23 protein-coding genes are annotated in these 25,686 nt (G+C 68.4%); 15 read left to right on the top strand and 8 right to left on the bottom strand.

The genetic code is table 11. From position 1 onward, the window contains the following. The first annotated feature begins 41 nt into the window (after positions 1-41). The gene (locus tag ACZ6SF_RS11560; protein WP_466061984.1) at positions 42-464 is read left to right on the top strand and encodes a hypothetical protein; all 423 of its coding nucleotides are present in this window, start codon (positions 42-44) and stop codon (positions 462-464) included. Positions 465-488: 24 nt separating this feature from the next. On the opposite strand, the gene ACZ6SF_RS11565 is transcribed toward ACZ6SF_RS11560, so the two are convergent. The 4 genes from ACZ6SF_RS11565 to ACZ6SF_RS11580 all read right to left on the bottom strand — a co-directional run bounded on the left by ACZ6SF_RS11565 (position 489) and on the right by ACZ6SF_RS11580 (position 2,969). After that, positions 489-1,034, bottom strand: coding sequence for a carboxymuconolactone decarboxylase family protein (locus tag ACZ6SF_RS11565; protein WP_466061985.1), 546 nt, complete (start codon positions 1,032-1,034; stop codon positions 489-491). 115 nt (positions 1,035-1,149) lie between these two features. After that, a complete protein-coding gene (locus tag ACZ6SF_RS11570) occupies positions 1,150-1,863 on the bottom strand; it encodes a polysaccharide deacetylase family protein (RefSeq protein ID WP_466061986.1) in 714 nt (237 codons plus the stop codon). 51 nt (positions 1,864-1,914) lie between these two features. Continuing rightward, on the bottom strand, positions 1,915-2,313 hold the full coding sequence (locus ACZ6SF_RS11575) for an ArsR/SmtB family transcription factor (protein WP_466061987.1): 399 nt from the start codon (positions 2,311-2,313) through the stop codon (positions 1,915-1,917). Further along, positions 2,313-2,969 (bottom strand): SRPBCC family protein, encoded by a 657-nt coding sequence (locus ACZ6SF_RS11580; RefSeq protein ID WP_466061988.1) that lies wholly within the window; start codon positions 2,967-2,969, stop codon positions 2,313-2,315. The genes ACZ6SF_RS11575 and ACZ6SF_RS11580 overlap by 1 nt, the downstream gene beginning before the upstream one ends. Positions 2,970-3,512: 543 nt before the next feature. On the opposite strand from ACZ6SF_RS11580, the gene ACZ6SF_RS11585 reads away from it, so the two are divergent. Beyond that, the gene (locus ACZ6SF_RS11585; RefSeq protein WP_466061989.1) at positions 3,513-4,778 is read left to right on the top strand and encodes a helix-turn-helix domain-containing protein; all 1,266 of its coding nucleotides are present in this window, start codon (positions 3,513-3,515) and stop codon (positions 4,776-4,778) included. Positions 4,779-4,781: 3 nt separating this feature from the next. Here ACZ6SF_RS11585 and ACZ6SF_RS11590 read toward each other — a convergent pair whose 3' ends face one another. Then, on the bottom strand, positions 4,782-5,630 hold the full coding sequence (locus tag ACZ6SF_RS11590) for a patatin-like phospholipase family protein (protein ID WP_466061990.1): 849 nt from the start codon (positions 5,628-5,630) through the stop codon (positions 4,782-4,784). A gap of 189 nt (positions 5,631-5,819) precedes the next feature. Between ACZ6SF_RS11590 and ACZ6SF_RS11595 the strand changes: the two genes are divergently transcribed. Continuing rightward, positions 5,820-6,689 carry a nuclease-related domain-containing protein gene (locus ACZ6SF_RS11595; protein ID WP_466061991.1) on the top strand — a complete coding sequence of 290 codons (870 nt, stop codon included), beginning with the start codon at positions 5,820-5,822 and terminating at the stop codon, positions 6,687-6,689. Positions 6,690-6,866: 177 nt separating this feature from the next. After that, positions 6,867-8,693: an acyl-CoA dehydrogenase gene (locus tag ACZ6SF_RS11600; protein WP_466061992.1), complete on the top strand. Its 1,827-nt coding sequence runs from the start codon at positions 6,867-6,869 to the stop codon at positions 8,691-8,693. Positions 8,694-8,759: 66 nt separating this feature from the next. Here the strand turns inward: ACZ6SF_RS11600 and ACZ6SF_RS11605 are convergent, their stop codons facing one another. After that, positions 8,760-9,230, bottom strand: a complete 471-nt coding sequence (locus ACZ6SF_RS11605) for a MarR family winged helix-turn-helix transcriptional regulator (protein WP_466061993.1) — start codon at positions 9,228-9,230, stop codon at positions 8,760-8,762. Between the two features lie 73 nt (positions 9,231-9,303). Here ACZ6SF_RS11605 and ACZ6SF_RS11610 point away from each other — a divergent pair, with 73 nt between their 5' ends. The 6 genes from ACZ6SF_RS11610 (at position 9,304) to ramB (ending at position 14,236) form a co-directional block, all read left to right on the top strand. Further along, a complete protein-coding gene (locus ACZ6SF_RS11610; protein WP_466061994.1) occupies positions 9,304-10,551 on the top strand; it encodes a multidrug effflux MFS transporter in 1,248 nt (415 codons plus the stop codon). A gap of 90 nt (positions 10,552-10,641) precedes the next feature. Then, positions 10,642-11,835: an inorganic phosphate transporter gene (locus ACZ6SF_RS11615; RefSeq protein ID WP_466061995.1), complete on the top strand. Its 1,194-nt coding sequence runs from the start codon at positions 10,642-10,644 to the stop codon at positions 11,833-11,835. Further along, entirely contained in the window at positions 11,835-12,116 is a 282-nt protein-coding gene (locus tag ACZ6SF_RS11620) for a hypothetical protein (protein ID WP_466061996.1), read from the top strand. Before ACZ6SF_RS11615 ends, ACZ6SF_RS11620 begins: the two co-directional genes overlap by 1 nt. A 1-nt stretch (position 12,117) precedes the next feature. Then, on the top strand, positions 12,118-12,471 hold the full coding sequence (locus ACZ6SF_RS11625; protein ID WP_466061997.1) for a DUF3349 domain-containing protein: 354 nt from the start codon (positions 12,118-12,120) through the stop codon (positions 12,469-12,471). After that, on the top strand, positions 12,471-12,764 hold the full coding sequence (locus ACZ6SF_RS11630) for a DUF3349 domain-containing protein (RefSeq protein WP_466061998.1): 294 nt from the start codon (positions 12,471-12,473) through the stop codon (positions 12,762-12,764). Before ACZ6SF_RS11625 ends, ACZ6SF_RS11630 begins: the two co-directional genes overlap by 1 nt. Before the next feature lie 65 nt (positions 12,765-12,829). Next, entirely contained in the window at positions 12,830-14,236 is a 1,407-nt protein-coding gene (ramB, locus tag ACZ6SF_RS11635) for an acetate metabolism transcriptional regulator RamB (RefSeq protein WP_466061999.1), read from the top strand. Between the two features lie 19 nt (positions 14,237-14,255). Here the strand turns inward: ramB and ACZ6SF_RS11640 are convergent, their stop codons facing one another. Both ACZ6SF_RS11640 and ACZ6SF_RS11645 read right to left on the bottom strand, forming a co-directional pair. Then, positions 14,256-15,194 (bottom strand): hexose kinase, encoded by a 939-nt coding sequence (locus ACZ6SF_RS11640; protein ID WP_466062263.1) that lies wholly within the window; start codon positions 15,192-15,194, stop codon positions 14,256-14,258. Between the two features lie 124 nt (positions 15,195-15,318). Next, on the bottom strand, positions 15,319-16,320 hold the full coding sequence (locus ACZ6SF_RS11645) for an XdhC family protein (protein WP_466062000.1): 1,002 nt from the start codon (positions 16,318-16,320) through the stop codon (positions 15,319-15,321). A gap of 958 nt (positions 16,321-17,278) precedes the next feature. On the opposite strand from ACZ6SF_RS11645, the gene aceA reads away from it, so the two are divergent. From aceA to ACZ6SF_RS11670, 5 genes are all read left to right on the top strand, one after another. Beyond that, a complete protein-coding gene (gene aceA, locus ACZ6SF_RS11650; protein WP_466062001.1) occupies positions 17,279-18,568 on the top strand; it encodes an isocitrate lyase in 1,290 nt (429 codons plus the stop codon). 745 nt (positions 18,569-19,313) lie between these two features. Next, positions 19,314-20,183, top strand: coding sequence for a 3-hydroxybutyryl-CoA dehydrogenase (locus tag ACZ6SF_RS11655; RefSeq protein WP_466062002.1), 870 nt, complete (start codon positions 19,314-19,316; stop codon positions 20,181-20,183). A gap of 204 nt (positions 20,184-20,387) precedes the next feature. Then, the gene (gene metE, locus ACZ6SF_RS11660; RefSeq protein ID WP_466062003.1) at positions 20,388-22,679 is read left to right on the top strand and encodes a 5-methyltetrahydropteroyltriglutamate--homocysteine S-methyltransferase; all 2,292 of its coding nucleotides are present in this window, start codon (positions 20,388-20,390) and stop codon (positions 22,677-22,679) included. A 270-nt stretch (positions 22,680-22,949) separates the two neighbouring features. Continuing rightward, entirely contained in the window at positions 22,950-24,002 is a 1,053-nt protein-coding gene (locus tag ACZ6SF_RS11665) for an NAD(P)-dependent alcohol dehydrogenase (RefSeq protein ID WP_466062004.1), read from the top strand. Between the two features lie 554 nt (positions 24,003-24,556). Further along, a complete protein-coding gene (locus ACZ6SF_RS11670; protein WP_466062005.1) occupies positions 24,557-25,678 on the top strand; it encodes a S1C family serine protease in 1,122 nt (373 codons plus the stop codon). Positions 25,679-25,686 lie beyond the last annotated feature (8 nt).

Genomic DNA, 25,686 nt, shown 5'->3' on the forward strand with positions numbered 1-25,686 from the left:
CCGGTCCGGTGCGCGCCGGTCCGGCGGGATATATTCCGGCGGTGTCTTCTTCTCCGGCGCCGGGCACCGGCGCCGCACCCGTACTCCGATGGGTGCTCGCGGTACTGCTGATCCTGTTCCTGCTGGTAGCGGTAGCGGCGGCGGTATTCGCCGATACCCAGCTGGTGCGCAGCGAGGTGGTCCTGTCCGAGGTCCAGCCCGCCGGTGTGGACTACGACGGCGCCACCTATCACGCCGGACTGGTGCGGCAGGAGAGCCGGCTGCTCCACCGCCGGTTGCCGGATGTCGTGCTCGTCGGGCGCGACCCCGGGCTGGGCTACGGGCATCCCGTCTACTTCGAGATACTGGGCAACCGCGACCCGCGCCTGGAATCGGTGGATTGGCGGCCCGGCGGGGTGGCCTTCCGGTTCGATTCCGGGCACGAGATATTCCTGCCCGCCGCGGCGTTCATCGGCGGGCGGTAGACCACGGAAGGCGCGGCGGCGCGCTCAGAATTCGTCGCGGCGGATACGCAGCGTGGTGATCGTCGCGGCCAGGCCCTCGTACTGGTTGACCAGCAGCACGATTTCGATCAGGCGGCGTTCGTCGTAGTGGGCGGATAGTTCCGTCCAGACGGCGTCGTCGATATCGCGGGTGCGGACCAGCTGGTCGACGGCCGTGAGCAGGGCCCGGTGCCCGGCGGGCCAGCCCTCGGCCTCGGGGCCGGTCCGGATCCGGTCCAGGACCTCCGGGGTGATGCCCGCACGTTTGCCCAGGCGGATGTGATGATCCGTCTCGTACTCACATCCACGCAGATGGGCGACCCGCAGGATCACCAGTTCGGTTTCGTAGCGGCGCAGGCGCCCGCCGGGCATGAGCATTCCGGAGAAGTGCAGCCAGCCGCGGAAGAGCCGGCCCGACCGGCCGAGCGTGCTGAACACCTGGGCGTCCGGGGTTCCGGACGCCTTGGAGAGCACCTGCCAGGCGGCCCAGTTGATCGGGCCGAGCTCGCGCAGGCGGCCGGGGGTGATCCGTGGTCGCGACTCCGAAACCATCTTGTCAGTCCCTTTCGGGTGGAAGCTGCCGTCCCGGCCGCGAACCCCGGAAGTGGGCGCGCGGCACTGCTGCGAACCTACCCGCCGGTCCGCCTCCGATGCGCGCGGACCGGAATCACGCGGCGGTCCCGGCGTCGCGCAGCAGATCGGACACGGTGACGAACCGGTAGCCGTCGGCGCGCAGGGCCCGCACCATCGGGACGATCGCCGCGCGGGCCGCGGCCCCGCTCGCGAACATGGTGTGCAGCAGGATGATCGACCCGGGCCGGACCTGTTCGGTCGCGGCGGTGACCATGCCCTCGGCGGTATTCGCCACCGCCTCCGGTTCGATATCCCAGGTGACCGTCGTCCGGTCGTGGTCGGACAGATAGTCGGGCAGGGTCCACAGTTTCTTGCAGTACGGCGGGCGGAAGGTGATCTCACCCCGGTATCCGGTGCGGCGGATCTCGGCGTCGGTGCGCTCGATCTCGTCGGCGACGGTCTCCCGCGACACCAGCACCATCCGCCGGTGGGTGTAGGTGTGATTGCCGAGTTCGTGACCGGCCGCGGCGATGGCCCGGCCCAGTTCGGGCCGGGCCGCGAGATCACCGCCGTTGAGGTAGAAGGTGGCGGGGATATCGGCCTCGGCCAAGAGGTCCAGTACCTCGCTCGCGCGGTCGGTCGGACCGTCGTCCAAGGTCAGGGCCACCACCTTCGCGCCGGTCTCCACCCGGTCGACCAACCGCCCCGTGAGCTGATAGGTGCGGGAGTTCATCAGGAAATAGCCACCCGCCGCCGATATCAGCAGTATGACCAGGCCCAGTGATATCCCGATGATCCAGCGTCGCACCCCCGTTGTATAGCAGGCGCCAGGGGGCGGCGTCGCCCCGATCGCGGACCCTCAGGCGGGCCGGGAGTCGCGGTCGGCGCCGCCGCCGGACTCCCGCCCACGGCGTTCGCGCTTGCCACGGGCGACTTCGGTGGCGAGGGCGTCGAGCGGCTGCGCGAACAGTGCCATCGGGTCCAGCAGATCCGTGAGCCATTCGCGCGCGGCGGAGACTCCCGTGGGATCCAGCCCGTAGAACCGCTTACTGCCCTCCGGCCGCACCCGCACCAGCCCGGCCTCGCGCAGGGCGCGCAGATGCTGCGATACGGCGGGCTGGGAGATCGGCGTGTCCTGCCGTACGCCGTCCACCAGCCCACCGGCCGTCTGTTCGCCCGCTGCGACGAGCTGCAGGATCCGGCGGCGGACCGGATCGCCCAGCGCCTCGAATACCTTCGCCGGTGAGGTACCGGACATCAGGATTGCGCGCCCTCCTCGGGGACCGTGGTGTAGAACGCCACGGTCGCCTCCGCCGCCGGGTGGGCCTCGGCGGGGTCGTCGCCGTCGGCGACGGCGGCCTCCGCCCAGCCCGCCGCGGAGGTGCGGATGAACAGCAGTCCCTCGGGGGTGGCCGGGAACTCCAGTGCGATGGCCGGGTCGACGGCGGCGCCGGTGTCCAGATGCAGGCCCAGGCCCATGAGCCCGAGGTCCCAGCCGACACCGACCGCGCCGGGCCCGAACTGCTTCCACATATCGGGGTCCACCGGTGCTTCGTGGGTCAGCTCCAGGGTGGTGCCGGCGCCGGCCGGCGCGAGGCGGACCTCGAGCCAGGAGATCATGGGGCCCATTTCCCAGGTCACGGCGAAGCGGGCCGGCGGTTCGCATTCCTCGACGACACCGCCGGCGTTCCCTTCGAGCTGGTATTTCCCGCCGACGCGCAACTCGCCGGTGACGGGCAGGAACCACCGGGGGAGCCGGTCGGCGTCGGTGAGCGCATCCCAGAGATCGTCTCGATCGGTGGGGTAGGTGCGCCGGGCGACGGCGATCTTGGTCGGCGTGCCCTGGCGTTCGCCGGTGCGGATCTCCCGCGAGACCAGTCCGGCCAGCCCTGCGGGATCGGCGAGCAAATCCATGCTGTCCTCCTTGTATAAGTTTGAACTTATATTACACGAGGGGGCCCGCCCGCGCCGGTCGGCGGCGGATGCCGTGGACAGCGGGTAGGCGGCGGGCGAATTCCCGGCGCCGGGGTTTTACCGGAACGGGTCAATGGGTACCCGTAAGCCCCACTGGCCCGAGAGAATCGCAGCGAGACGTTATAAAGTGATCGTCAGGCGGAGGCGGGGCGGGAATCCGGAACAGCTCTCGGGGAATTCACGCATCCACTCACCGGCGGTTCGGGTGCGGGCGTTGCGGCACAGCCACACGAACGATGTAACACCGACAGTGCTCGGACAGACGATGAGTACTGATCGGACAAGTGAACAGCCGCAGCCCCAGGATCGGCCTCGCGCCGGTGACGCACCGAAGGAGCCTGACATGACGGGACCGGTCCCGCGCGTCGATTCGCACGACCAGATGAGTGCGACGGGTCTCTACCACCGGCGATCGGGCCACAGTGGGAGCGCGTCCGCGGCGCGAACCCACGAACCGCTCGCCGGTAGAGGCGAGTCCGGCCGATGACCGAGAACGAATCGGGTATCGGCCGTAAAGTCGCGTATTACCGCGCGCGAAAAGGTCTGTCCCAGCGAGATTTCGCTCCCCTGATCAAACGGTCCGAGGCCTGGGTTTCCCAGGTGGAGCGCGGGGTGCGCCCGGTGAAAGCGCTCGACGTGCTCGAGCGGATCGCCGAGGTACTCGATATCCCGGTCGCCGAACTGGCGCCGACCGCGCGGACCGTCCGGGTCGAGCCGATACCGGCCGATGCCGCGGCGCTGCGCCGGCTGCTCACCGCCAACCACGCGCTGGCGGCGATGGTCGCCGACCGTGTCCCCGAACCCGACTACGCGCAACTGGCCGAGCGCGTCGAATCCGTGTGGTCGCTCACCCGCCACGCGCGCTACGCCGACCTGCTACCGGTGCTCGAACCGCTGTTATCGGAACTGGAGGCCGCCGGAGTCCGGCCGGGCCGGGCCGACGAACTGCTCGCGAGTACGTACCAGGCCTGGGCCGTCGCCCTGGCCGAACTGCAGCAGTTCGACGCGGCGTGGGTCGCCGCGGAGCGCGCCATGAGCAAGGCCCAGCGCACCGGCGATCCGGTACTGCTCGCCTCGGCGGCTTTCCGCCTCACCCTCATCTTCCAGCGCTCACAGCAGCTCGACCAGGCCGGATATGCCGCCGAAACGGCCCGCGCGGCTATCGAACCACTGGTCGATCAGGGGGATCCACGGGCGCTGAGCGTGTACGGCGCGCTCACCCTGCAGGCGGCCGTCGTCGCCGCCCGGACCGAGAACGCCGAATCGGCGCACGATCTGCTGATCCGGGCGCGCAAGGTGGCGACCGATCTGGGGCGCGACCGCGACGACTATCAGACCGGTTTCGGCCCCACCGCCGTCGATCTGCACGAAGTCTCCGTCGCGGTGGAACTGGGCGACGCGGGGACGGCGATCAGGCTGGCCGGCAAGGTCGACACCCGGACGCTGTCGACGGCCAATCACTGCCGGCTGCTCGTCGACACCGCCCGCGCGTGGGCCCAGCGCCGCAGCCCGGAACGCGCGCTCGGGCTGCTGCTGGAGGCCGAGGACCTGGCCCCCGAGCAGATCGGGCGGCACCGGACCGTCCGCGCCACCACCTCCGATCTGCTCTACATGGATCAGGCCACTCCCGGTCTCACCGAATTCGCGCAGCGCGTCGGGATCGACCCGGAGCTGATCCAGCAGCCGGCGAACCGGGCCGGGCTCCCACGTAGCGGTTTGCGTGCCGCCCGCGGGCCTCGGACCATCTAGCGGTCACTGTCCCGCGGCCGGCCAGACCGCTTTCAGTTCCGGTGCGAGTTCTCCCGCCTGCCGCAACCCCGATTCGTAGGCCGGGGCGAGGGACGCGGCGGCGAACAGGTCGGTGCCGAACGCGGCGACGGCGATATCGTCGGGACCCACCGAGATCTCGTGCCCGGCCCGCAGTTCCCGGTCCGCGCGGGTCCGCGGGTACATATGGGCCAGCGGTTCCAGGATGAGGACCACATCGAACCCGGCGGCGAGATCGGCGTTGATCGTGGAACGGACACCGCCGTCGATGTAGTGACTCCCGCCGATCTCGATCGGCGGGTAGACACCGGGCACCGAGGTGCTCGACGCCAGCGCCTGCACGAGGGTCGCGGCGCCGTCCCGGGTCCAGGCGGTAAGTGTTCCGGTGCCGATATCGATCGCGGTGACCAGCAGTTCCCGTTCGGGCCACGACGCGAAACCGACGAGAGCGCCGATCCGCTCGATATGCGCCGCCGGGTCGCCGGTATCGCTGCCGAGCGCCAGTTCGCCCACGCGCTGCAGGACCAGTTCGCGATCCTGGTCGACGGCGCGTAGCAGCGAGGCGATCTCCAGCAGCGGACCGAAGTTGTACCGCACGGGTTGCGCGGGTTCGGGCCGGGGCGTCAGCAGGGTCGCCGGATCGGCCCCGGCCGCGAGGACCGCGCCGACGACGGCCCCGGCCGAGGTGCCGATGATGCGGTCGGCCAGCGCGAGGTCCACACCGGCATCCCGTAAACCGATCGCGAGACCGGCCAGCCAGCAGATGCCGACCGGTCCACCGCCTCCCAGTACCAGTGCGACAGAGGGCTTTCCGGGCGGCGGAGCGTCAGACATGACAGCAGGTTAGCCAGCACCGCGATATTCCGCCCGGCAAGGGTCGCCGGCACCCGGTGGCGGCCGTGGATTGCCGATTCGCCGGAGCCGCGGCCGGTACGAGTGGTACGAAAGGGGGCGTGGGGTCATGATCGTCAGGGGGTCGGTGGTGGTATCGGGCGTAACGACACACGGCAGAGGTAGAGCGCGATGCTGGTGAAGGTCGACGATCGGGCGGAGCTTTCTCCGGCCGAGCGGGAGTTCGTGGAATGTCTGCGGCAGTTGCCGACGACCGGATTGGCCATCGTGGGCCTGAGAATCGGGACCCAGCGCGGCACCCGGCAGATCGGTGCGGTGATCTGGACCCCGCAGGGTGTCCTGGTCTTCGAGGTGATCGGGTTCCGGAGCCGGCAGAGCGGGATTCTGACGGTTGCCCCGCAACGCGCCTGGAGAGTCGGCGAGCACGAGGCCGATCTGGCGCTGGAGTTCGGGACCAACCCCGTGCGGCAGGTGGAGAGCGCGGTGCAGGAGGTGCAGCTGACCTTCGAGCGCGCCTCCTACGATCCCGGGCAGCTGTGCGGCGCGGTGGCGCTGATCCCCATGCGGGGCGCGGTGCTGCGGCCGGCTCGCGAGACCTTGCGGCCGGGCCTCGACGTGGTGGCCGGTAATGCCGCCGACCACACCGAGCTGCGGATCTTCCTGGAGAATTTCGCGCCCGGACCGCCGCGCTGGACGCTGGGGCGGGTGTGCGCGGCGACCCGTGCGCTCACCGGCTGGGCACCCGAACGCGGCGAACTGATCGCCGCCGGATTCGAGGACAAACTCCCGGAGCCGCCCAAGAAACCGCGCGAGCGGCCGAGCTGGCGGCAGCCGGATTCGGACCGCACCCACGATCTGATCGGCTGGGGTGTACTGAGCGTCGCGGTGTTCGGCATGCTCGTGGTGCTGTTCGCGATCATCGGCTCGCTGCTGTCCGACGGGCCGTCCGCCGAACCGGCGGCACCGCCCAGCTCGACGGCTCCGGCGCCACCGCCCCCGGCCGGGCCGGTGGAATGCTGGCCGTTGCAGCCGGACTGCTGAGACCCGGCGAACTGTCCGGGACGGGTTCACCCGTCCGTGCGGCCCCGGTGGATGCGGGGTGGGAAAGCTACGGTTGCGTACCCGCACGCCGTCCGGCACGCTGCAATTCGTACGATGTCAAAAGCCTGCACCACGCGGTCGGCCCCGACCGCCAGGGAACCGACCAGGAGGACGACCGTGGGTCACTACCAGGCGAATCTGCGTGATATCGAATTCAATCTCTTCGAGGTGCTCGAACTCGGCAAACTGCTCGACTCGGGTGCGTACGGCGATCTCGATACCGATACCGCGCGCGAGATCCTGGCCGAGGTCAAACGGCTGGCCGAGGGCCCGGTGGCGGAGTCCTTCGCCGACGCCGACCGCGATCCGGTGGAATTCGTCCCGGACACCCATTCGATCACCGTTCCGGAACCGCTGACCAAGTCGATTCTCGCCATCCGCGACGCCGGCTGGAACCGGCTGGGCAAACCCGAGGAGATGGGCGGTATGCCCTCGCCCGCGGCGCTCAACTGGGCGGTCAGCGAAATGATCACCTGCGCCAATCCGGCCGCGGTGTTCTTCGATATGGGCGCCGTGATGGCGCAGGTGCTGTACGGGATCGGTGACGAGCAGCAGCGGCATTGGGCCGCGGCGGGTTTCGAGCGGCACTGGCAGGGCACGATGGTGCTCACCGAACCCGACGCCGGGTCCGATGTGGGCGCGGGCCGGGCCAAGGCCGTCGAGCAGCCCGACGGAACCTGGCATATCGAGGGCGTGAAGCGCTTCATCTCCGGCGCCGATGTGGGCGATACCGCCGAGAACGTCTTCCATCTGGTGCTGGCCCGGCCGGAGGGCGCGGGCCCGGGCACCAAGGGGCTGTCCCTGTTCTACGTGCCGAAATACCACTTCGATCCGCAGACACTGGAACTGGGTGAACGTAACGGCGTGTACGTGACCGCCGTCGAGCACAAGATGGGCCTGAAATCCTCGCCGACCTGTGAGCTCACCTTCGGTGGGGAGCGGCCGGCGGTCGGCTGGCTGGTCGGCGGCTCGCACAACGGCATCGCCCAGATGTTCAAGGTCATCGAGAACGCGCGCATGATGGTCGGCGTCAAGTCCAGTGGAACCCTGTCCACCGGCTATCTGAACGCACTCGCCTACGCCAAGGAACGGGTCCAGGGCGCCGATCTCACCCAGATGGCCGATAAGACCGCGCCCCGGGTCACCATCACCCACCACCCGGATGTGCGGCGCAGCCTGGCCACCCAGAAGGCCTACGCCGAGGGCCTGCGCGCGGTGTACATGTACACCGCCGCGCATCAGAACGCCGATGTGGCGGAACTGGTTTCCGGCGCCGATGCCGAAACCGCGCACCGGGTCGACGATTTCCTGCTGCCGATCGTCAAGGGTGTCGGGTCCGAGCGGGCCTACCAGTATCTGACCGAATCCCTGCAGACCCTGGGCGGATCCGGATATCTGCAGGACTACCCGATCGAGCAGTACATCCGCGACGCCAAGATCGACTCGCTCTACGAGGGCACCACCGCGATCCAGGCGCAGGACTTCTTCTTCCGCAAGATCGTGCGGGACTCCGGCGCCGCGGCGGGGCATGTCTTCGGCGAGATCACCGCCTTCCTGGACACCCCGAGCGGGCGGCTGGAAACCGAACGCGCGCTGCTGCGTACCGCGCTGGCCGATGTGCAGGCCATGGCGGGCTCGCTGAGCGGTTACGCGATGGCCGCTCGGAGCGAGCCCTCGGAGCTGTACAAGGTCGGCCTGGGTTCGGTGCGCTTCCTGCTGGCGGTGGGTGATCTGCTCATCGGCTGGCGGCTGCTGGTGCAGGCGGAGGTCGCCGCGGCCGCACTCGCCTCGGAGGCCCAGGAGCGCGACCGGCCGTTCTATACCGGCAAGGTCGGGGTGGCGAGCTTCTTCGCGAAGAACGTGCTGCCCACACTCACCGCGACCAAGAATGTCATCGCCGCTCTCGATACCGAGATCATGGAGATGCCGGAAGAGGCGTTCTGAGCCGCCGGGGCGTTCGCCCCGGGTGACCGTCGAGCCCGGTACGGCCGATTCCGGCCCGTACCGGGCTCATCTCTGCCGAGGACGGGCGGTGGGGGAGGCCGCGCCGAGGGCCGCGCCCAGCGACCGCAGCGCGCCGACAGCGGCCACCAGGGCGTCTTGATCGGCCTGATCCATCGTGTCGAGCGCGTCGAGGACCAGCCCGCTGCGCAGGGCCTGTATCTCACGGGCGTAGGCGAGGGCTTTCGGCGTGGGCGAGACCCGGCTGCAGCGCCGGTCGCCGGGGTCGCGTTCGCGTTCGATCAGGCCGTATTCGGCGAGTTGGCGCAGGGCCGCGCTCATATTGCTCGGCTGCATACCCGCCAGTGCCGCCAGTTCCCCGGGGGCCGCTCCCGGGTTGTGCACGATGAAGCGCAGCGCCTCGGACTGGGAATCGGTCAGCGCCTCGGCGCCGGCGGGGCGTAGCGCGGCCCGCCGGACGGCGCGGGCGATATCCCGCAGCGCGGCATCGAGGGCCCGGAGATCGGAGTCACGGCTCACACTTCCCATGTTAACTTATGTATGCATAAATAAGTACTTGGTATGAATGAATATCTGGACGGAGGGAGCCCGGATGCCGATCGGGAACCGGCCCGGCGTATCGGGAATTCTGCTGGTGGTGCTGGCCCTGCTCGCGGCGGCCGCGCCGTTCGCGATCGACATGTACCTGCCGGCCTTCACGGATCTGGCCGCCGACCTCGGTACCAGCGCGGCGAGTGTCCAGCTCACTCTCACGGCGTTCCTGGTCGGGCTGGCACTGGGACAACTGCTCATCGGCCCGCTCTCGGACCGGTTCGGGCGGCGCCGGCCGCTGGTCCTGGCCACGGCGATCACCGTGGCGGTGACCGTCGGCTGTGCGCTCGCGCCGAGTATCTGGCTGCTCATCGTGATGCGCTTCGTGCAGGGCCTCACTGCCTCCGCGGGCCTGGTGATCGGCCGCGCGGTCGGTGCCGACCGCACCGAGGGCGCCGGTACCGCCCGGCTGTTCACGCTGTTCTCGGCCATCGGCGGGATCGCCCCGGTGGTGGCGCCGCTGCTCGGCGGGGTCCTGGTCGCGGCCGGCTGGCGGGCGGAGTTCTGGGCTCTGAGCGCGATCTTCCTGCTCATGTTCCTGGGGGCGTTGCTGGTGGTCCCGGAATCGCTGCCGCCGGAGAACCGGCACACCGCCGGGATCGCGGGCACGGCGCGGGGTATCGCGCGGGTCGCCGCCGACCGGGGGTATCTCGGCTACATCTTCGCGTTCGCGCTCGGGTTCGCGGGAATGATGGCCTATATCTCCGCCTCCCCGTTCGTCGTGGAGAACGTGCTCGGCCTGTCCAACCGGACCTACACGATCGTGTTCGCCGCCAATGCCGCGGGCATGGTGCTGGCCGGGGTGGTGATCTCCCGCCTGGTCGGCAGGTTCGGCCCGGAACCCATCCTGCGGATCGGGCAGCGCGTCATCCTGGCCGCGGGACTCGTCCTCCTGGTCCTGCTGGCGGCCGGCGCCCCCGCGGCGGCCGTGCTGCCGGCGCTGTTCGTGCTGGTGGCCAGTACGCCGACGGTGATGGGCACCGCGAGCGCGCTGGCGATCGGCCGGGCCCGGCAGTCCGCGGGCACCGCGTCGGCGCTGATGGGCGCGTTGCAGTTCACGCTGGGTGCGCTGGTGTCGCCGCTGGTCGGTACGGGCGGTCCGGAGACCGGGGTGCCGATGGCGGTGGTGATCGTGGTCTGCGCGTGTCTGGGGATGGCCGCCCGGTGGTTCGCCGGGCGAGCCCCGGCCCCGGCTTCGGTATCGCCGGAGCCCGCCGAGTTGCGGACCGGCGGGTCGGCACGCCCGTAACCACCGGATCGCCGCAGGCCGGCGATACATTTCAGCAACCATCCAGCGTCCGCCCGAAGCCGGCCGGACGGCGCAGCGCACAATGCAGGTGTGACGGTAGAGCTGCTGATCCTTCTGGTCGTCATTGTCACGGCACTGGCCTTCGACTTCACCAACGGTTTCCACGACACGGCCAACGCCATGGCGACCTCGATCGCCACCGGAGCGCTCAGACCCAGAGTGGCGGTCGCGCTGTCGGCCTTTCTCAATCTGATCGGGGCGTTTCTCTCGGTGGCGGTCGCGGCCACCGTCGCCGAGGGGATCGTGCGGCTGGACGAGGTCTCCGGGCATTCGCTGCTGATCATCGTGTACGCCGGATTGGTCGGCGGCATCCTGTGGAATCTGCTGACCTGGCTGTTCGGCTTGCCGTCGAGTTCATCGCACGCGTTGTTCGGCGGTCTGATCGGCGCCACGCTGGCCGCGCTCGGCTGGAACGGGGTCGTCTGGTTCTCCGACGACGGGGGCGTGGTGAACAAGATCATCCTGCCCGCGCTGCTCGCACCGGTCGTGGCGGGGCTCGTCTCCACCATCGGCACCTGGTCGGTCTATCGGATCACCCGCGGCTCGGATCCGGACAAGGTCACCACCGGCTTCCGCTGGGGTCAGGTCGGGTCGGCGTCGCTGGTATCGCTGGCCCACGGCACCAACGACGCCCAGAAGACGATGGGCGTGATCTTCCTGGCACTGGTCGCCTACGGCGAGATCTCGGCGGACGCCACCATGCCGCTGTGGGTGATGGCCTCCTGCGCCTTCGCCATCGCGGCCGGGACCTACCTCGGCGGCTGGCGGATCATCCGCACACTGGGCAAGGGATTGGTCGATATCGACTCGCCGCAGGGGCTGGCGGCCGAATCGTCCGGGGCGGCGATCATCCTGACCTCGGCGCATTTCGGCCTGCCGCTGTCCACCACGCAGACCGTGACCGGTGCGATCCTGGGTACCGGCCTGGGCAAGGGCGCCGAGGTGCGCTGGGCAGTGATGGGCCGGATGGCGGTCGCCTGGCTGCTGACCCTGCCCGCCGCGGGCACGGTCGGCGCGATGTGCTGGGCGCTGGCACACTATATCGGTGGGCTGACCGGCGTCCTGGTCGTATTCGCGCTGCTCATAGCGCTGGCGCTGGTGATCTACCGGCGTTCGCTGCGCGACCGGGTGTCCAGCGGCAATGTCAACGATCCCCCCGGGACCGTCGCATCGCCGCCGGTCCAGGATTCGCCGGCCGTCGAGTCCACACGCGAGGAGGCATGATGAGCACCTTTCTGGCCGATCTCCGGTCGCTGGGTGAGGTACTGCTGGCGGCGCTGATCTTGGGAGCCGGGCTGCCGGCCGTCTTCGCGCTGGGAGTGCGGTGGTGGTCGGTCGCGGAGCGGCCGGGCCCCGACGGGTCGGTGCGCCACAGTTACGCCGCCTGGGCGGGGGCGGTGATCTGCCTGCTCGTCGTCCTGGCGGTGGTGATCGCCGGTGTGCTGTTCGTGGCCAAGGCGTTCCTCGCCGACCGGCTCGGTATCCATCTCTTCGGGCAGGCCTGAGATGAGCGCCGGGAGTGGGCTACCGCCCGAACGGTCGGGATTACTGGCGCGGATCGTCGAATGGCTGCGCGCCGGATATCCCAAGGGGGTACCGCAGTCGGACTACGTCGCGTTGTTCGCGGTCCTGCATCGCGACCTGACCGACTACGAGGTGCTGCTCGTGGCCGAGGAAGTGGTGCGTGACAGCGACGGCCGGGAGATCACCCACGACGAGGTGGAGGCGGCCGTGGGCCGGGTGGCCCGCGAGAAGGCGGGCGCCGACGATATCGCCCGGGTGGCGTCGCATCTGGCCGCCGGCGGCTGGCCGCTGGCCTCGCCGCTGGAGGAGATCTCCCGCCCCGCCGAGGACGGCTGATGGTGCCGCACGTCGTACGTGCGGTGATCGAGTGGCTGCGGCGCGGCTATCCCGACGGGGTGCCGGAATCGGACTACATTCCGCTGGTCGCGCTGCTGCGCAGGCGGCTGACCGACGAAGAGGTCCGGCAGATCGCGCGGGAGGTGCCGATATCGGCGGACCGGCGGCCGGACACCACCGATATCGAGGTGATGATCACCAAGGTCACCGACGAGATGCCGTCGGAACAGGAGTTGCAGCGGGTGCTCTCACATCTGGATCCGCCCGGCTGGCCGTCCGGATCCCCGGGATAGACCGCAATATGTAATTCTTGCTAACCCGAGTATCGCAGCGTGCGAACGTTGCATAAGCTGGACGCATGGCCAAGACCTACGTCGGTGCCCGGCTCCGGCAATTGCGTACCGAACGCGGGCTCAGTCAGGTGGCGCTGGCCCAGCAGCTGGAGATTTCGGCCAGTTACCTCAACCAGATCGAGCACGATGTCCGGCCGCTCACCGTGCCGGTGCTGCTGCGGATCAGCGAGGTCTTCGGTGTCGAGGCGACCTTCTTCTCCCCGCAGGACGACACCCGGCTCATCGCCGAACTCCAAGAGGTGGTGATGGACCAGGAACTCGGTATCGAGGCCGACGCCCGGGAGATCGCGGAGATGGTGTCGGCCCACCCGAGCATGGCCCGGGCCCTGGTCAACATGCACAACCGCTACCGCAACACCAGTGCCCAGCTGGCCGCGGCCACCGAGGACCGTTTCTCCGACGGCTCCGGTAGCGCCACCATCAGCAAACCGCACGAGGAAGTCCGCGACTACTTCTATCAGCGGCAGAACTATATTCACGAACTCGATACCGCCGCCGAGGAACTGGCCAACCGCATCCGCCTGCACAACGGAGACGCGCACAGCGAGATTCCGAAGGTCCTGCGCACGCACGGCGTGCGGATCCTGGAACGGATCGATCTCGGCGAGGGCGTTCTGCACCGCTACGACCCCGACCACCAGGTGCTCGAGATCGCCCCGCATCTCTCGGGCGGGCAGCGGTTGTTCAAACTGGCCGCCGAACTGGCCTATTTCGAATGCGGGCCGTTACTCGACAAACTCGTCGACGAGGGCAACTTCTCCGGCCCGGACGCGCACAAACTCGCCATGCTCGGACTGGCGAACTATTTCGCCGCCGCGACCGTACTGCCCTACACCTACTTCCACGAGGTGGCGGAATCCTTCCGCTACGACATCGAACGATTATCGGCGTTCTTCGCCCAGAGCTACGAGACCGTCTGTCACCGGCTCTCCACGCTGCAGCGCCCGGAGCTGCGGGGTGTGCCGTTCTCGTTCGTCCGGGTGGATCGCGCGGGCAATATGTCGAAACGCCAGTCCGCCACCGGATTCCACTTCTCCTCCAGCGGCGGCACCTGCCCGCTGTGGAATGTGTACGAGACCTTCGCCTATCCGGGCAAGATCATGACCCAGATCGCGCAGATGCCCGACGGGCGCAAATATCTGTGGGTGGCCCGGACCGTCGAACGGCGCGCCACCCGGTTCGGGCAGCCGAGTAAAACCTTCGCCATCGGGCTGGGCTGCGAAATCCGGCACGCCGCCCGGGTGGTCTACGCCGACGGGATCGATCTGCGCGAGGTCAACGCGACCCCGATCGGCGCCGGTTGCCGGGTCTGCGACCGCACCAATTGCCCGCAGCGCGCCTTCCCGCCGCTCGGCAAAACACTCGATATCAGCGAACACCGCAGCTCGGTCTCGCCGTACGTGCTGAAATAGCCGCCCCGGCGCGGCCGGACTACGACTCCGGTTGCGCGGACGACACGGCATTCTCGAGTTCGGTGACCACCACCGTGGGCGCCAGATGCCCGCGCAACCGCCGATCGATCTCCCCCGCCACCGGGATCACGACCGAGGCCGCCGAGGTGGCGACCGCGTCCACCAGGATCGCCGGCCAATCGGGTGTTTCGCTGGTGGCCAGCGCGGCGATCACCGCGGCGGCGACCGGATCGCCCGCCCCCGTGGGGTTACCGGTCAGGGGTTCGGGAAGATGCGCGTTCCAGGTGCCCCGCGGCGTGACCGCCAGCATGCCCTCGGCACCGCGGGTCACGACCACCGCGCCCACACCCCGGTCCACCAGGCTCCGGGCGGCGGTGGCCAGTGCCGGCAGGGTCTCGACCCGGCCGTGGGTGAGGGCGGCGAACTCGCCGACGCCCGGCAGCAACACCACACCCGGAACACGCGAGGCCATCCGCAGCGCGGGCCCGTCCAGATCGCAGACCGTGGGGACCCCGGCGTCGAGCGCACTGTGCGCGATCCGGGCGGGTAGACCGGGATCGATCCCCTCCGGTAGCGATCCGGCGATCACCAGTCCCGAGATATGCGGCAGCATGCCCGACACCCGGACCTCGAGCTGCTCGGAAGCATGCGGATTCGAGATCCGGGCCCCCGGCTCCCGCAGGGCGGTCGCGATACCGGACTCGGATTCGCTGATCACCACCGTGCGCCGCACCCACGGCAGCGCGTGCACGAAATCCACCGGCATCTCCGCCTCGGCGGCCGCGGCGAAGGCGTGGTCGGCGAATCCCGTCGCACGGGCATACCGTCCCAGCTGGTTGAGCACGCGGGTCACATTGATGCCCTTGCCGCCCAGACGCTGTTCGACCGAACGCACCCGATGGGTCTGCCCGGGGAAGAAATTCTCCACCCGGTAGGTCACGTCGTAGGCGGGATTCATTGTCACGGTGAGGATCACGAGAACCACTGTCCACGAGAGCGGCCGCCACGCAAACGCGGTCGGCCGGGGCGGGAAGCCGGAATCGGTCGCCGGCCACGCCGGGCCGGACACAGGTCGGGAGTGTTCAGATCGCCGCCTCCGCGGGGAACCGGACGGTGATCCGGCCGAGCCGCCCGTTGCGGGCGGCCACCATCTCCGCCGCGACCGCCAGCGCGGTCTCGCCGGCGCCGGCGGCGCCGATATCCATCCCGGCCGGCGAATGCAGCCGCGCCAGCATGGTGTCGTCGAAACCCCCCGCGCGCAGATCGTCGAGGCGGCGGGCACTCGTGATCGCCGACCCCACGGCGCCGATGTAGCCCACCTCGGGTAGTCGTAGCGCGACCGTCAGCAGCGGGATCTCGAACTGCGGATCGTGACCGGCCAGCACGATCCCGGTGGACGAATCGACCTCTCCGTCCGACACCAGCACATTCAGGTAGCGGTGCGGCCAATCGCAGACGACCTCGGCGCCGGGAAAACTCTCGGGGACCGCGAAAGCGGGGCGCGGATCGCAGATGGCCACGCGATAGCCGAGCAACTGCGCCTGCGTCGACAACGCGGCCGCCACACTGTTCGCGCCGAAGATGATCAGCAGCGGCGGCGGCGCGAACGAGGCCACGAAGATATCCGATTGCGGAAGTGAGACAAGCTCGGTCGCATGGCGTTTATCGGTGATCAGATGCTGCCCGATCATTCCGGGCTCCGGATTCCAGACCACTGTGAATAGTGTGACGCGGCGGTGCTCGGCGATTTCGGTCGCGATTGTCGGGAATTCCGGGAAATGGCCGCGCGAGAACGGTTCGGTGAACACGTCGATAACCCCGCTCTCGCCGCCGCTGTCGGCCGTGGGCACGGTGAGCCGGTGCAACGCCCGCTGACCGGTCCGCGCGGACTGCAGGGTGGCCTCGTAGACGGTGTCCTCGATACCGGTGGCCGCCATCGATCCGTAGATCATTCCATCCGGGTCCACCAGCATCGACGTACCCACGGGGATGTCCACCCGGCCCCCCGTGCGCACGATGGTTGCCAGCCCGCCGGTCCGGCCCGAACGCCATACCTCCAGCAGGTCGTCGACGATATCGCGCATCAACAGCTCCGATCCCACCGTGCGTCGGAGGGCAGGCGCTCACCATCGGCACCTGTCACCGATGACCGCGCACGTGACGGCCACCCTAGCGCTGTTCTGTGCGAAATTGGCACGCCCGCGAAAATCTTATCGGGCGGGTACATGAATGGTTGGCCAAGTTCTGTGGCCGGGCACTGCGCCTTTCTGGGCATATTGTGAAATTTTGCGGGTTCACCCCCGTAACCCGAGTCCCCGCCGGCGGGAAGATGTGACTTTGGAGCTGTGACTTTGGAGCTGTGACTTTGGAGCAGCTCCGCTGCTCGAGGTTCGGCCCTCCTGAGCGCCTGCTGTCAGCACTCGAGACTCGTGGCTTCGCCACATGCGCTTCGAGTGCTGACAGCAGGCGCGGGCCGAACCGGGGCCCGCGCGGGGTCGGCGGGAGGCCGGGCTCGCGAGGGTCGGTGTGGAGGCCGGGGGTCGCGGGGGTTGGCCCGGGGACCGGGGGTTGGCGTGGGGACCGGGGGTCGCGGGGGCGGCGTGGGGAGTGTTCGGTTCGGGGGAGTGGTGGATCGGGGGCGTGCGGGGTCTGGTGCGGTGTTCTGGGTGGGGTGTGATGGCGGGTGATGTCAGTTATGAACGTCCTCACAAGGGGGTCGGGGGAGGGAGTGAGTGGGGGCGGGTGGGTGCTTTCGCTAACAGTACGGGCGTTACGCTAAAAGCCGAGGTCAGGGCTACTGGTGAGTAGAATTTGTGGCGGCAATGTGCTGGCTACTTTCGCAGGGTTAGCAATCCGGGGGGCGATCCTAGCTCAGATTCACAGAAGCAACAGGTAGACGGCCTTTTGTTCGTATGTCAAGGTGTGGAAGTACCGCCACAGGGCATTGCAAGCCTGCAAATCGTCGAGTCAGCAGTGCGGAGCGGAAACGCTCCGTCGACGTAGACCGACGGGACCGACCGAACAAGGAAGTGGAGTCGCACGATGTCGACCACCGGCACCCCGAAGACCCCCGAGGAAATCCAGAAGGATTGGGATACCAACCCGCGCTGGAAGGGCGTCACCCGCAACTACACCGCCGAGCAGGTTTCCAAGCTGCAGGGCACCGTTGTCGAAGAGAACACCCTCGCGCGCCGCGGCTCGGAGATCCTCTGGGATCTGGTGAACAACGAGGACTACATCAACTCCCTCGGCGCCCTCACCGGCAATATGGCGGTCCAGCAGGTCCGCGCCGGCCTCAAGGCCATCTACCTGTCGGGCTGGCAGGTCGCCGGTGACGCGAACCTCTCCGGTCACACCTACCCGGACCAGAGCCTCTACCCGGCCAACTCGGTGCCCGCGGTGGTCCGTCGCATCAACAACGCGCTGCTGCGCGCCGACGAGATCGCCAAGGTCGAAGGCGACACCTCCGTCGAGAACTGGCTGGCCCCGATCGTCGCCGACGCCGAAGCCGGCTTCGGTGGCGCGCTCAACGCCTACGAACTGCAGAAGGCCATGATCGCCGCCGGCGCCGCCGGTGTGCACTGGGAAGACCAGCTGGCCTCGGAGAAGAAGTGCGGCCACCTCGGTGGCAAGGTGCTCATCCCCACCCAGCAGCACATCCGCACCCTGACCTCCGCGCGCCTGGCCGCCGACGTCGCCGAGGTCCCCTCGGTGATCATCGCCCGCACCGACGCCGAAGCCGCCACCCTCATCACCTCCGATGTGGACGAGCGCGACCGCGAATTCCTCGACGGCACCCGCACCGCCGAAGGCTTCTTCGGTGTGAAGAACGGCATCGAGCCCTGCATCGCCCGGGCCAAGGCCTACGCCCCCTACTCCGACCTCATCTGGATGGAGACCGGCGTGCCGGACCTCGAGGTCGCGCGCAAGTTCGCCGAGGCCGTCCGCGGCGAATTCCCGGACCAGCTGCTGGCCTACAACTGCTCGCCGTCCTTCAACTGGAAGGCGCACCTGGACGACGCGACCATCGCGAAGTTCCAGCGTGAACTCGGCGCGATGGGCTTCAAGTTCCAGTTCATCACCCTGGCCGGCTTCCACTCGCTCAACTACGGCATGTTCGACCTGGCCTACGGCTACGCCCGCGAGGGTATGACCGCCTTCGTCGACCTGCAGGAGCGCGAGTTCAAGGCCGCCGCCGAGCGTGGCTTCACCGCCATCAAGCACCAGCGTGAGGTCGGTGCCGGCTACTTCGACACCATCGCCACCACGGTCGACCCCAACACTTCGACGGCGGCCCTGAAGGGCTCCACCGAAGAGGGGCAATTTCACTGAGTTTTCTGCGCCGCCTCCGGCGGCGCGGGGTTGAGGCCCCCTCGAGTCCCGCGTTTCCGCGCTCGAGACTCGCGCCTACGGCGCATCGCTTCGAGCACGGAAACGCGGGACGGGCCTCAACCATGGTGGATCTCGTAAGACTCGATACCGGGTGGTGGTCGCGGTGAGGTTCGGATCTTCGGTTTGTTCGGGTTGGTTCCTGGGCAGGTCGGGGGCCGGATCGCCGGGTACTGCTCCCGGTATCGGAAGTTCGGCTCCGGTTCGGGTCACGGTTGCCCGGCAGGATGGCCCGGAGCCGGCCCGGTTCCGGGTCGACCGGAGCCGGACATGGTATCCGTGGCGGATACCGGTAACCGCTACCCCGGTTGGGGTTGGTCACCGCAGCCCCCTCGCAACAGCCCGGCGAGGGGGCATCGGTGCACTTACCGTGAAAACTGGACAGCCACGCCCTCCGCAATCGCATTGTTCCCCGGTTGTTCGCATTCGTGGTGTGCCATTGCCGAGCTACCGTTCGCGCCCTTGCGCACTGACATCGGCGCGACACCTGTGCGGCGATCATGGTGCAGGTGAGTCGGCGGTCGTACGTTTCTTCCAGATGTTCGCATCCAGTGGTGGGGGCCCGCCCCGGTTCTGGAGCGACCAGAGGGAGGGAGCGCGGCGACCGACCGGCTGGAGTGAAGAACCGGGGTTAATAGGGCCCCAACCCGCGCCGCCGGAGGCGGCGCCATAGACACAGGAGCGGGACGTGAGTGAGAAGATTCAGCGCGTCGGAATCATCGGCGCCGGACAGATGGGCGCCGGTATCGCAGAGGTCTGTGCGCGCGCGCATGTCGATGTGCTCGTGTACGAGCAGACCCGTGAACTCGCCGCGGCCGGCCGATCCCGCATTCTGCGGTCGCTGGATCGCGGTGTGAGCAGCGGCAAGATCACCGAGCGGGAGCGTGAGCAAGCGGCCTGGCGGTTGCGGTTCACCTCCGATCTGGGCGATTTCGCCGATCGCCAGCTGGTCGTGGAGGCGGTGCTCGAGGACGAGAAGGTCAAGACTTCGATCTTCGCCGAGCTCGACAAGGTCGTCACCGACCCCAGTGCGGTGCTCGCTTCCAACACCTCGTCGATTCCGATCATGAAGATCGCCGTGGCCACCAACAACCCCGAGCGGGTCGTCGGTATGCACTTCTTCAACCCGGTTCCGGTGCTGCCGCTGGTCGAACTGGTGACCACCCTCAAGACCAGCGCCTCGGTCTCCGAGCGGGCCGAGAAATTCGCCGCCGAGATCCTGGGTAAAGAGGTCGTGCGTTCCTCGGACCGCTCCGGTTTCGTCGTGAACGCGCTGCTGGTGCCCTATCTGCTCTCGGCCATTCGCATGGTCGAATCCGGATTCGCCACCAAAGAAGATGTCGACAAGGCGATGGTGCTGGGCTGTGCGCACCCGATGGGTCCGCTCGCGCTCACCGATCTGGTCGGCCTCGATACCGTGAAATCCATCGCCGATTCCATGTACGGCGAATTCAAAGAACCCCTCTACTCGGCCCCGCCGCTGCTCATGCGCATGGTCGAGGCGGGCCTGCTCGGCAAGAAGACCGGCGCGGGCTTCTACCAGTACGGCGGCAAATAGCCGAATACCTTCTCCGGATGGTCGCATCCAATCGGGTGGGGCCCGCCCGGTTCTGGAGCGACCAGAGGGAGGGAGCGCAGCGACCGACCGCCGGGAGTGAAGAACCGGGCTACCAGGGGCCCCACCCTCGAGCGCCGGAGGCGCTCCAGAATTACCTCCCCGCCCTCGAGCGGCGGAGCCGCTCCAAAATTACAGGAGGCCGGCATGGCGAATGTGAACGACGGGTTCGGGTCGAGTGTGCTCGGGTATCCCCGGATCGGTCCGCACCGGGAACTCAAACGTGCGCTCGAGGCGTATTGGCGGCAGGCGATCACCCGGGAGGAATTGCGGGCCGTCGCCCGCGATATCCAGGATGAGCAGTTCCACGAACTCGCCGCCACCGGGCTCACCCAGGTTCCGGGTAACACCTTCTCGTTCTACGACCATGTCCTGGACAACGCCCTGCTGTTCGGCGCGGTCCCGTCCCGTTTCGAGGAGTTCCGCGCGGATCTGGATCCGCTGGACTTCTATTTCCTGATGGCGCGCGGCCGCCCCGATCTGCCGCCACTGGAATTGGTGCGCTATTTCGGCACGAATTACCATTACCGCCAGCCGGAATTGGATGCCGATACCGCCTTCTCACTGCACCCCGAGGCCCTGCTCGACGAATGGGACCGGGCGATGGCGGCAGGTATCGAACAGCGCCCGGTGGTGCTGGGGCCGGTGTCACTGCTGCTGATGTCGAAGGCCGGCAGTGTGCCCGGCGAATCGGCCGGATTCGACACCGTCGAACTGCTGGACCGGCTGCTGCCGGTCTACGAGGAGTTGTTCGAGATCCTGGCGCGCCGCGGGGCGACCTGTGTGCAGCTGGACGAGCCCTGTTTCACCGCCGAACGCAGCGAAGCCGAATTGGCGGCGTTCTCCCGGGCCTACGATCGGCTGTCCAAATCGCCGCTGCGCCCGCGCATCCTGGTCACCGGACAGTACGGAGATTTCGGGGAGGCGCTGACCATTCTCGCCGCGTCGGGAGTGGAGGCGATCGGGCTGGATCTCGCGTCGTACCGGATCCGGCCGGAGGCGCTGGCCGCGATTCCCGGTATCAAACGGAAACGGCTCTACGCGGGTGTCATCAGCGGCACCAATGTGTGGCGGGCCGACCGCTACGTCACGCTCGAGTATCTGAACGAACTCGCGAAAGTGTGCCCGGACCTGGTGGTTTCCACCGGGAGCACGCTGCTGCACGTGCCCTATGACGTGCTGGCCGAATACGATATCGACGGTAATGTCGCCGACCGGCTGGCCTTCGCGAAACAAAAAGTCGGTGAAGTCGTCTCCCTGGCCAAAGCGCTGACCGAGGGCCCTTCGGACAAATGGCGCAAACGGCCGGGCGAAGTGCATTTCAAACAGAAGCATGCCGTGCGCCAGCGGGTGTACGCGATCACGCCCGCGATGCGCGAACGCGAACCGTACGCGATCCGCCGCGCGGCGCAGCAGGAGCATCTGCGGCTCCCGCTGGTGCCCGCCACCACCCTGGGCTCCTACCCGCAGAGCGCCGAGGCCCGGCGGGCCCGGCACGAACTGGGCGAGGGCCGGCTGTCCTACGACGAGTACCGCAAGCGGATCGAGGCCGAGATCGCGGGGACGATCGCACTGCAGGAGGATATCGGCCTCGATGTGCTCGTGCACGGTGAGCACGAGCGCAACGATATGATCCAGTACTTCGCCGAACTGCTCGACGGCTTCGCGACCACGCATTTCGGCTGGGTCCAGGTGTACGGTTCCCGCTGCGTGCGCCCGCCGATCATCTACGGCGACGTCTCCCGGCCGGCCCCGATGTCGGTGGAGTGGACCACCTACGCGCAATCGCTGACCGATAAACCCGTCAAGGGCATGGTCACCGGGCCCGTCACGATGGTGGCGCGGTCGTTCGTGCGACAGGACCAGCCGCTCTACGAGACCGCCGATCAGGTCGCCCTGGCCATCCGCGACGAGGTCGTCGATCTGGAACGCGCCGGAATCGGCATCATCCAGGTCGACGAACCCGCCCTGCGCGAACTGTGGCCCGCCCGCCCCGAGGGCCGTGCCGAATACCTGCGGTGGGCGATCGGCGCGTTCCGGCTGGCCACCTCGGGCGTGCAACCGCGGACCCAGATCCACACCCATATCCCGTACTCGGGACGTACCGAGATCGTGCAGGCCATCGAACAGCTGGACGCCGACGTGACCGCGATCGTCGCCACCAGGTCGATCGAATGGGTGCTCAAGGCCTTGGAGGAGGACTATGCCTCCGGCCACGGCCTCAGCCACGGTGTCGGCCCGGGTGTGTACGAGAGCCGCTCGGCGCGGATCCCCGATATCGACGAGCTGGACGAACTACTCACCGCCGCCGCGGCCGCTGTCGGCCCCGAACGGCTCTGGGCCAATCCCGACGGCGGCCTGAAAACCCGTCACCACTGGCAACTCGACCCCGCCCTCCGCAACCTGGTCGCCGCCGCCCGCCGCGTCCGCCGGCGGTAATTTTGGAGCGGCTCCGCCGCTCGAGGGCTGTAATTTTGGAGCGGCTCCGCCGCTCGAGGGCGGGGCCCTATTAACCCCGGGTCTTCACTCCCGGCGGTCGGTCGCTGCGCTCCCTCCCTCTGGTCGCTGCAGAACCGGGGCGGGCCCCGCCCGCGGACGCGACCGTCGGGGGGTGGGGGAGGTGCTTGGGAAGGCGAGTTGTAAGGGGAGCTGACAGCGGACGTTGAGGGGGGTCGAACCTCGGGTGTGGCGGCGCGCCAAAATGACATCATGAGTGTTGCCGCCGCGTATGCAATGGCCGGACCAGATGCCCAGTTCGAGAAGGTCGCGATCGAGCGCCGGGAGATCGGTCCGCACGATGTGCTGATCGATATCGCCTATGCGGGGATCTGCCATTCCGATATCCACACCGCGCGTAATGAATGGGGCGGCGCCGCGTATCCGTGTGTTCCCGGGCACGAGATCGCGGGGACCGTCGCCGCGGTCGGGAGCGCGGTGTCGCGGTATCGGGCCGGGGACCGGGTGGGTGTCGGGTGCATGGTGGATTCGTGTGGCGTCTGCGAACCCTGCCTGGCCGGTGAGGAGCAGTTCTGCACCCGCGGTGCGGTCATGACCTACAACAGCCGGGTGCCCGAGGAGTTACAGCCGGGCGGGCACACGCTCGGCGGGTACGCCACGCAGATCGTGGTGGCCGAGAACTTCGTGGTCGGGATTCCCGAGGGTATCGACCTCTCGGTCGCGGCGCCGCTGCTGTGCGCCGGGATCACCCTGTATTCGCCGCTGCGGCATTGGGGTGCGGGGCCGGGTAAGAGGGTCGCGATCGTCGGTATGGGTGGTCTCGGCCATATCGGTGTGAAGATCGCGTCCGCGCTGGGCGCCGAGGTGACGGTGCTGAGCCATTCGCTGAGCAAACAGGAGGACGGAAAGCGGTTCGGCGCGGACCACTATTACGCGACTGTCGACAAACAGGTCTTCCGTGAGTTGCGTAGCCACTTCGATCTCATCATCAATACTGTGTCCGCCGATTTGCCGATTGCCGACTATATGAAGTTGCTGCGCCTGGACGGCACGCTGGTGGTGCTGGGGCTGCCCGAGCAGCCGCTGGCGGTGCCGGCGAAGGTCCTGGCCGGGCGGCGGCGGGCGCTGGCCGGGTCGATGATCGGCGGTATCGAACAAACCCAGGAGATGTTGAATTTCTACGCCGAACACGGAATCGGCGCCGAGATCGAGTTGATTTCCGCCGACGAGATCGACGGCGCCTACGAGCGGGTGGTGGCCAGCGATGTGCGCTACCGGTTCGTGATCGATACCGCCACGATCTGAGGTTCCGGAGGAATGGACCCTGAATTCGCCGGGGGATCCGCGGGTACCGAAACGCATTGATCGGTCGTCGTCGAAGGATTGATCGGCCGCTGTCGAACAATGCCCCATTCCGGGTTGTGAGTGGATTTCCGCACTGTGGAGAAGGCTGTGGAAAACCTCGGGCGGTGCTGTGGATGACGGCTGGTTCTTGTGGATTGTTTCCGGCTCCCGCCCTGGTGGGAGCGCGGATTCTATTGTTTCGGTTTCCGGCGGATAACGAGTGTGCGCGATTTCCGGGCCGGATTCGCGGCGTTGCTTTCGGTGGGAAAGTCCGACGCCACGGCGGGTTTTCCGGAAACCGGCCGAAATCGCGGTGGTCGTGGGTGTGACGCGGATGTGACCGCGGTGGCCTCCGGTAACGAATCGGCAGTCGTCTCCACGCGGTCATCCACAGGCACCGGCCGGCCTGTGGATAACTGTGGAGATCTGTGGATAACTCCCCGCCCCCGGGAAACCCGGTGCCCGGCGTGGATCCGGGCCACAATGGGTGTGTCCGGCGGCGGCAGGGAGGCTCATTGGACAACCAGTGGCAGGGCACCGGCCCCGGTGGTCCCACCGGTGGTGGCCGGGCGCTCATCACTGTCGTCGCGGCGGTGCTGGCCCTGGGTGCGCTTTTCGGCTACCGCGGTGAACTCCCCGGCATCGGACAGCCGGGACGCAGCGTGGTCGCCGCGCCGGTCCGGCTCGCGCCGCGGCCTCCGCTCGACGCCGGAGCGGTCGCCCAGGGCATCTCGCCGGTATTGGTCAATATCACCGCCGCGGCCCGGCCGTTCGGCGCCTCGGCCGCCGGCTCCGGCATCGTCCTCACCGGTGACGGCCAGGTCCTCACCAGCCACCATGTGGTGAAGGGCGCGAAAACCGTACGGGTCAGCCGGGTCGCCGACGGCGCCGTCTACTCCGCGCAGGTGCTCGGCTACGACGCCCGCGCCGATATCGCACTGCTGTCCCTGGCCGGCGCCAACGGGCTGGCGGCGGCGCGGATCGGGAGTTCGGCGGGGCTGCGGCTGCGCGACGAGGTGATGGCGATCGGTAACGCCGGCGGCAGCGGCGCGGCCACCGCGGTCACCGGGCGGATCAGCGATCTGGACAGCACCATCATGGCTCTCAACGAGCAGGATCTGTCGCGCCAGGCGCTCACCGGGGTGCTCGAGATCGAGGCCGCCGTCAGTTCCGGGCAGTCCGGCGGCGCGCTCACCGATTACAGCGGCGCGGTGGTCGGCGTGATCGCCGCGGCCTCCGGGGAGCACGACCCACCGGGTGAGACGGCCGACCCGCCGAACGGGTACGCGGTCCCGATCGACGCCGCCATGCGGGTCGTGCGGCAGATTCGTTCCGGCACTCCGACCGAATCGGTGCATATCGGTCCCACCGCGACCCTGGGCGTGCTGATCTCCGACGCCGGACCCCGCGGCGCGCGGATCGATATGGCCATCGGGGGCCTGCCCGCCCAGCAGGCGGGCCTGGTCGCGGGGGAGATCGTCACCTCGGTGGACGGCCGCGCGATCACCAGCGCCCGCGCGCTGCGCGCGGCCATCGACGCCCGCAAACCGGCGGAGGTCGTCCAGCTCGGGGTCCTGGCGATCGACGGGACGAAACGGGTGGTGCCGGTGACCCTGGCCACCGGCACCCCGGGCTGACCCTCGGT

It is taken from the genome of Nocardia sp. NPDC049935, from assembly GCF_055586645.1.